The organism is Frankia sp. KB5, from assembly GCF_002099325.1.
In the GTDB taxonomy this organism is placed as follows: domain Bacteria; phylum Actinomycetota; class Actinomycetes; order Frankiales; family Frankiaceae; genus Frankia; species Frankia casuarinae.
Genome location: NZ_MRUJ01000005.1, coordinates 1 through 7,124 on the forward strand (window position 1 = coordinate 1; position 7,124 = coordinate 7,124).

8 protein-coding genes and 1 pseudogene are annotated in these 7,124 nt (G+C 69.1%); 7 read left to right on the forward strand and 2 right to left on the reverse strand.

The genetic code is table 11. The annotated features are described in order from the left end of the window. Window positions 1-121: 121 nt before the first annotated feature. The 4 genes from KBI5_RS00920 to KBI5_RS00935 all read left to right on the forward strand — a co-directional run bounded on the left by KBI5_RS00920 (window position 122) and on the right by KBI5_RS00935 (window position 3,104). Window positions 122-517, forward strand: a complete 396-nt coding sequence (locus KBI5_RS00920; RefSeq protein ID WP_085014055.1) for a hypothetical protein — start codon at window positions 122-124, stop codon at window positions 515-517. A 377-nt stretch (window positions 518-894) separates the two neighbouring features. Beyond that, a complete protein-coding gene (locus KBI5_RS00925; RefSeq protein ID WP_235186836.1) occupies window positions 895-1,869 on the forward strand; it encodes a DUF4037 domain-containing protein in 975 nt (324 codons plus the stop codon). Window positions 1,870-1,968: 99 nt separating this feature from the next. Continuing rightward, window positions 1,969-2,478, forward strand: a complete 510-nt coding sequence (locus tag KBI5_RS00930) for a helix-turn-helix transcriptional regulator (RefSeq protein WP_085014056.1) — start codon at window positions 1,969-1,971, stop codon at window positions 2,476-2,478. Further along, window positions 2,475-3,104, forward strand: coding sequence for a nucleotidyl transferase AbiEii/AbiGii toxin family protein (locus tag KBI5_RS00935; RefSeq protein ID WP_011435261.1), 630 nt, complete (start codon window positions 2,475-2,477; stop codon window positions 3,102-3,104). Before KBI5_RS00930 ends, KBI5_RS00935 begins: the two co-directional genes overlap by 4 nt. Here KBI5_RS00935 and KBI5_RS26780 read toward each other — a convergent pair. Together KBI5_RS26780 and KBI5_RS25790 are read right to left on the reverse strand one after the other, a co-directional pair. Continuing rightward, window positions 3,083-4,516 carry an antirestriction protein ArdA gene (locus tag KBI5_RS26780; RefSeq protein ID WP_198537441.1) on the reverse strand — a complete coding sequence of 478 codons (1,434 nt, stop codon included), beginning with the start codon at window positions 4,514-4,516 and terminating at the stop codon, window positions 3,083-3,085. The two genes, KBI5_RS00935 and KBI5_RS26780, sit on opposite strands and share 22 nt — an antisense overlap. Before the next feature lie 83 nt (window positions 4,517-4,599). Further along, window positions 4,600-4,779, reverse strand: a complete 180-nt coding sequence (locus KBI5_RS25790; protein ID WP_133056946.1) for a hypothetical protein — start codon at window positions 4,777-4,779, stop codon at window positions 4,600-4,602. A gap of 639 nt (window positions 4,780-5,418) precedes the next feature. Here KBI5_RS25790 and KBI5_RS00950 point away from each other — a divergent pair. The 3 genes and pseudogenes from KBI5_RS00950 to KBI5_RS00960 all read left to right on the forward strand — a co-directional run. Beyond that, entirely contained in the window at window positions 5,419-5,943 is a 525-nt protein-coding gene (locus KBI5_RS00950; RefSeq protein ID WP_085014058.1) for a PadR family transcriptional regulator, read from the forward strand. Next, the gene (locus KBI5_RS00955; protein ID WP_011435265.1) at window positions 5,940-6,626 is read left to right on the forward strand and encodes an ABC transporter ATP-binding protein; all 687 of its coding nucleotides are present in this window, start codon (window positions 5,940-5,942) and stop codon (window positions 6,624-6,626) included. The genes KBI5_RS00950 and KBI5_RS00955 overlap by 4 nt, the downstream gene beginning before the upstream one ends. Beyond that, window positions 6,623-7,124: pseudogene (locus KBI5_RS00960) on the forward strand (ABC transporter permease); the annotation flags it as partial. The gene KBI5_RS00955 and the pseudogene KBI5_RS00960, both read left to right, overlap by 4 nt.

The following is a 7,124-nucleotide window of genomic DNA, read 5'->3' on the forward strand; positions in this document are numbered from 1 at the left end:
AGTCATGTCTAGTGGGATCCGCGGACGGTTACAGCACCGACGAATCCACCGAATCGACCGCCATGGGCGCGGCGAAGACCGGAGACTCGACGGGGGATACAACCGGCGAGGGGGACGCGGGATGGGAACGACCGATCGCTACCCGCTGAGCTTCGTGATCTTCGCCGTGTTTTTCGCGGCAGCATGCGCCGCCGAGGGTATCGTCGCAGTCGCTTTAGGCTGGTCACCGGACCTCGTCTGTGAACCTGTGACCGTCACCATCCTTCTGATCCTCGTCGCGCTCCTGGCCGCCGAGCGGCACGGCGACACCGCCCGCGCCGACCGGGCCACGATCGGCGGCGTCCTAGCGCTGATCGGCGTCGTCGTGGCCGCAGCTCTCGGTCTGGGTATCGCCATACTCGCCCGCGACGGCGGCCCTTGGCAGGGATACCTGCTGATCTTCGCAGCCATTGCCGCGATCGTCGGATTCGGGGGACTCGGCCGCCGCATCCTGGCCCGCCCATCCGGTGACGGGTAGCGCCGCCACGCTGGTGCCCACACGGTGCCCACGCTGCGCGGCGAAACTTCAGTTCCCGGGCGACTTTAAGCGATCTTCCAGGTCCAAAAAACCGCTGCGGCACAAGAAAAACCGGCTACCGCCGATCCTCGCCGTTCGGCTCATTACAGGGTTCGATTCCCGCCACCTCCACAAGCCGGCCCGTCGTGGTTGCCGACCTTTGGTCAGCCTCCCGGCGGGCCGCGATGTTTTCCGGGAGGGACCCCCGGACCCCCGTGCGACCGGCATGGATCTGGTGGGCGGCTGTTCGGTGGTGTCCGGGTGGGCCAAGGCCGGGGCCTCCTGGGGCGAGCCTCCGGGAACCCCGCGGGCGCGATCTGTTGGCGGTTCGGCCGCTGGTGCCGGGTGTGCCTCATGCCGCGGCGTTGCTCGGTGAGGGTTCCGAGGTGCTCGGTTTCGATGACGAGGTCTCCCCGGACCACGATTTCGGCCCTCGTGTGCAGTTGTTCGTCCCGCCGGGCTTTGACACCGAGCCGGTCAACGTCACGCTGGAGAGGCTGCCGGCTCGGTTCGAGGGTTTCCCGGTCATCTATCCGGACAGCGACCGACATGACGGCCGGCCGCACCACCAGGTGGAGGTGACGACCACGCGAGCGTTCTTCGTCGATCGACTCGGTGTCGACCCCGCCGACGGGATGGGTCTGGCGGACTGGCTGTTGGCGCCGACGCAGATCCTGGCGAGTCTCACGGGCGGCGTGGTTCTGCATGACCCGCTCGCTCTTCTTACCGCGCGGCGCCGGGCGCTGGCCTGGTATCCCGATGATGTCTGGCGCTATGTCCTGGCGGCCGGCTGGCTGCGGGTCAGCCAGGAGGAGCCGTTCGTCGGCCGCGCCGGCGGCCGGGACGACGATCTTGGCTCGCGCGTGCTTGCGGCCCGGGTGGCCCGTGACCTTGCCCGGATCGGGTTTCTGCTCGAATGCCGGTGGGCCCCGTACAACAAGTGGCTGATGACCGCGTTCGCGCAGCTGGCCCTCGGCGGCCAGGTCGGTCGGTACCTTCACCGTGCGCTGCGCGCGATGCGGTGGCGGGAGCGTGAGGCGGCGCTGTGTGCCGCGGCCAGTCACCTCGCCGACGTCACGAACCGGCTGGGTCTGGCTGAGCCTGTCGACCCTGCGCCGCGCCGCTTTCACACCCGGGACATCCAGATACTCGGCGCTGACCGCCTCACCCGTGCGTTGACCGATGCGATCAGCGATCCGCAGCTGCGAGCCCTCCTCACCGGTTTCGGACATCGACCTGACGGCCTACTCGGCCATCTCCCGGGCGCGTCGGGCCGCCTGGCGGCGTGGCTTATGACGGTCCACGCCGAATGAGCCGGCGGACGGACCGAAAGACGGGTAGCGTATCTCATCGGATACGTTTGGTGTCGTGATGGAGAGGACCGTAGCGGAGGGGGTCGCAGTGGAGGGGGCATGGCGGATTCGCTGACAGGCCGACTGATCGAATCCGCGCGGCTGGAGGCGGGCCTGTCCGGGGCTGAGCTCGCGCGGCGGGCGGGCACGTCACGGCCGACGTTGGCGGCCTATGAGCACGGGGTGAAGTCACCGACGTTGGAGACCGCGACGCGTCTGCTGGCGGCGGCGGGCTTCCGGCTCGACGCGGTGCCGGTGCCCTCGTTCGAGGTCGTGGTGGACGGGCGGGGGCGACCGTTCACCGTGCCGGATCGGCTGCCTCGGCTCCCGATACGGCAGGCGTTGGCACGGGTGCGCCTGCCTGTCCATCTGAACTGGTCCAACCCCGACCGGACCTACGACCTCGCCGACCGCCGACAGCGCCACAGGCTGTACGAGATCGTCCTGCGAGAGGGGACGGCGGATGACATCCTCGCCTACGTCGACGGGGCACTGCTCGCCRACGCCTGGCCGGAGCTCGTCCTTCCCGCCCCGATCCGGCGCGCCTGGGAACGGGCTGCCTTCAGATGATCACATCGTTGCAGCGGGCGGTTGCGCGGATCTTCTTCGGGCTGCCCGAGAGCGCGGGCTTCGCGGTCGCGGGCGGCGCCGCGCTCATCGTGCGTGATCTCGTCGACCGCGAAACCCGCGACGTCGATCTGTTCACCGCCCTCCCGCCCACGGCATCGATCCCCGACACGGCGGCGGCGTTCGAACGCGCAGCGGCTTCGCAGGGCTGGGCCGTTCGGCGGGTCCAGCTCACGGACAGCTTCGCCAGACTTGTCGTCGAGACAGATGGTGAGGTATTGATCGTGGATCTTGGCGTCGACAGCCCGCCGGACGAACCACCCACCCTCACCGAACTCGGCCCGACACTCAGCGCCCACGACCTGGCGGCCCGCAAGACCCTCGCTCTGTTCGGCCGAGCCGAGGCGCGTGATTTCACCGACGTGTACGACCTGGTGAACGTCTTCGCCAAGGAGGAGCTCGTCCACCTCGCCCAGGCCCAGGATGGCGGCTTCGACCTGCGGGTGTTCGCCGACATGATCGGAACCATCGGCCGGTTCACCGACGACGACCTGGGGCTGCCCGGCCCGGCCGCCGACCGGCTACGCCACTTCTTCTCCGCCTGGCGTCAGGAAATCACCGGCGGCTGAGTGACGACCGGTCCCCATCCGGATTCCAGCTCGACCGTGCCCATGATCGCGGTCACCAGACGGACCGCGGTGTCCGGACCCACCAGAGCCACGGAACACATGTTCGGCTCGGTGGATGATGTTGTCGATCGGAGACTCACTGGGCATCGTCCCTGGTCAGGAGCCGCTTGGCGACTGGGCGGACAGTGATTTCGGGACCCTGCACCAAGATTGAACGGTGGCGGGGTCAAACGGTCGTAGCGACGGCCCTCGCCCAGCGTGGACGTGACCTCCTCATCGAAGCCCTCGTAGTCGTGGATGGCCCATTCCTCGGCCGCCTCGCCGTGCCGCCGGGCTGGTGAGGTCGCCAGGATGCGGGCAACGGCGCCCTCCAGGTCTTCGACATCATGATCAGCGGCAATCCAGCGGCCGTGTAGCTCGCCGTTGGTGTAGTCGGCGAGGCTGGCCACGTAGACGCGGGGTCCGTCACCATGGGCGTCGTCCCCGTCAGCTTGCTCAGCCAGGGGCACGATCTCGCCGTCCCGCCAGACGCCTGGTTGCGCCGGCTGGTAGCCGCCGTCTCCGACGACCGGGCACAGCGGCCCGCCGTCCTGGTGCGTCCAGGTGGACTCGTCGAGCCCGACCGGGTGCTCGATGATCTGCTCTTCGCACTCCGGGCAGGCGTAGCCGACCCGTTCGCACCGGTCGTCCTGCTCGTGTCGTTCGAGCTGGACAAGAGCGTCTTCGTAGCGTCGGTACTCCCGGAGGACGGCCTCCCACCGCTGGTCGAGGGCTTCACCGWCCTCCGTCTCCCAGACGTACCGAAAGCCCTGCTCGTCCTGGGAGATGATCGTGCCGCCGCCGGTGCCGTGGTCGACGATCAGGCCGAACCAGCCCAGCTCCTCGGCCCGGCCGATCTCCTCGTCCGGCGGTTCGCCGAACAGTTCGTTCAGCCGGTCTGGATGCAGGAAATGATCTTTCCTGGACGTCTCGTCGGCCTCGGCCAGTTCCGGCGCGACGGCGATCCCGCCGAGCATCCGCGTGCGCTCCCGCGTGGCCTCGATGCGGTCAAGGAGAGCGGCGTGCTCGGCCCAGCCGGTCACCGGACCCTTGTCGGGCCGGGCCTGGCAGTAGGTTCGCAGCGCTTCGACCCAGGAGGCGACCTCCGGCGTGTGGGATTCGAGGTCTTCGTACAGCTCGTGGTAGACGGTGTCCTCGATGATGTTGCCGGTGCTGGCCAGGCTGTAGAGGGCGCTGGCCTGACCACCGTGGAGCTGTCCGGCGATGTAGCGCGCGGTGTGGTCGTCGATGGGCCGCTTCTCCTGGGCGGCGGCCTCGATGCCTCGGTTGATCAGGCGCTCGTCGTGCGACTGCTCGGCGGGTGGGACGTCTCCCTGGTTGATGATCCTTTCGTGTGATGGTGCRTGTTCCATGGGTGTGGTTCCTGTTTAGTTAACCTTGCTGGTGCAGCAGAAAGCCCGGCCGCCACGAGGGCAGCCGGGCTTCCGCGGCCGGGTCAGGTTGCTGTTGGTGAGGTGCCGCCTCGTCGTACGCCCCGCTCGCGCAGCAGGACCTTCACGGAGGTCGGGCCGATCGAGAACTTCTCCGCGAGCGCTTGGGCGGTCGTGCCCGCCCGGTAGAGATCGATCAGAGCCTGAATGTCAGCGGGGGAGAGTCGCTCTGTGACCTTGCGCACGGTGGGAYGACGCCCGCGGCCGGTGTTGCCCGGCAAGCCGGGCTGAGGGCCTTCGTCGACCTCGTCCAGGACGGTGCAGAGGGTCCGAAGATCGCGGAGGTACCCACAAGAGGGGTTGGAGTATCTCCGGAGGAGGTCCACAAGCTGGCCCGTCGTGGTTGCCGACCTTTGGTCGGCTTCCCGGCGGGCCGCGATGTTTTCCGGGGGGCGACCCCCCGAGCCCCCCGTCCGGCCGGCGTGGAGCTGGCCCGGGGTGGTCAGGTGGTGTAGCCGGGGCGTGGGTCTCCTGGGTGAGCCTCCGGGACCTTGCGGGCGCGATCCGGTGGCAGGGCGGTGGGATCATGGCGTCATCGGCGGTGGTGGCACGGTCTGGGAACTCCATCTGTCCGCGGCGCGCTACGTCCGGAGATCACCAAAGATTGCGATGACGTAGCGGAGCCGACTACGGAGCTGCTGACCCGCTACTGGCGGCTACGCGGCTGCCTGCCGGGCGACGATGGGAACCTGACCCCGGTCACACCGGCGACTTCATCCCGTCCTGCACCTCTGTAGCGATGCCGGTGTCCGCTTCGCCGCGGGCCACCGCCGCATCCTCGCGAGGTATACACTTGAAGTATATTCCTAGCGTACAGTGCCCTCGTGAGTGTTCCTTTGACCCTGCTGGGGCTGTTGGAGCGGGAGCCGAGTCACGGCTATGACCTCAAGCGCGTCTACGACGAGTTCTTCGGCCGAGGCAAGCCACTGCCGTTCGGGCAGGTGTACGCCACGCTCGGCCGGTTGGCGCGCGACGGCAAGGTCATGGTCGGCGAGGCGGAGCCCGGCGACGGGCCCGACCGCAAGCGCTACGTCATCACCGAGGCAGGGGCGACGGAGTTCGAGAGCTGGCTGACCGAGCCGGTGGCGCCCGAACCCTCCCTGCGGACGGTGCTGTTCACCAAGGTCGTGCTGGCGCTGATGCTCGGCCGCGACGCCCAGCAGTACCTCGACGCGCAGCGCGCTGCCCACCTGCGGCGGATGCGCGAGCTGACCGAGCTACGGCGTACCGGCCCGCTCGTCGACGCGTTGCTCGCCGACTACGGACTGTTCCATCTGGAAGCCGATCTGCGCTGGATCGACCTGACCACGRCTCGGCTGGGCGCGATCGCCGAGGTGGTGCGCTCATGACCGTCCTGATCGAGGCCCGCGATCTCGCGCTCACTTTCGGTGAGACCCCTGCCCTGCGTGGCGCCAGCCTGACCGTCGATGCCGGCGAGGTGCTCGCCATCATGGGCCCGAGCGGTTCCGGCAAGTCCACCTTGCTGCACTGTCTGGCCGGCATCCTCACCCCCGACTCGGGGGAGGTGCACTTCAACGGCCGACGAATCGACACCATGAACGAGGCCCGGCGCAGCGAACTGCGCCGGCGTACCTTCGGCTTCGTCTTCCAGTTCGGTCAGCTCGTCCCCGAGCTGACCGCCGAGGAGAACGTCGCTCTGCCATTGCTGTTCGGCGGCACCAGCCGGGCAGGAGCACTCGCCCAGGCCCGGCCCTGGTTCGCCCGGCTCGGCTTGGACGGCATGCAGCGGCGCCGTTCCGGCGAACTGTCGGGAGGCCAGGCGCAGCGCATCGCGCTCGCCCGTGGCCTGGTCGCCCGGCCCCAGGTGCTCTTCGCCGACGAGCCGACCGGCGCACTCGACTCGCTCACCGGCGAACAGGTGATGGAACTGTTGGTGGGTACGGCCCGCGAGCAGGGCACGACCGTCATCCTGGTCACCCACGAGCCCCGGGTCGCCGCCTACGCCGACCGGGAGGCCGTCGTCCGGGACGGCAGGGCCAGCACATTCGCGGCCGAACGGATCGCCCCGTGATCCCTTTCGCGTTCCGCCTCGCCGTCAGTGGCGGCCGCCACGCCCTCGCCCGGCTTGTGATGATCATCGCTGCCGTCGCCATCGGCGTGGGGCTGCTGCTGTCCACGCTCGCCAGCCTGGGCGCCGTCGACCGGTCGAATGCCCGGCAACTCTGGTACAATACCGGCGCTTCCAGTCGGACCGAGACGGCCTCGGTGGACCCGCTGTGGTGGCGGGCCCACCGCGACTTCTACGACGGCAGGTCGCTCATCGAGGTGGACGTCGCAGCCACCGGGCCGACCTCACCCGTCCCGCCGGGTCTGCGCAGGCTTCCGGCTCCCGGTGAGTACTACGTCTCGCCGGCGTTTGCCACGCTGCTGCGCGAGACCCCGGCGGCCCAGCTGGGCGACCGCATCCCGGGCCGGATGGTCGGCAGGATCGGTAACGCCGCGCTTGCCTCTCCGGACTCGCTGGTGGCGGTCATCGGCCGCACCCCGGCCGAGGTCAAGGCCGCGCCCG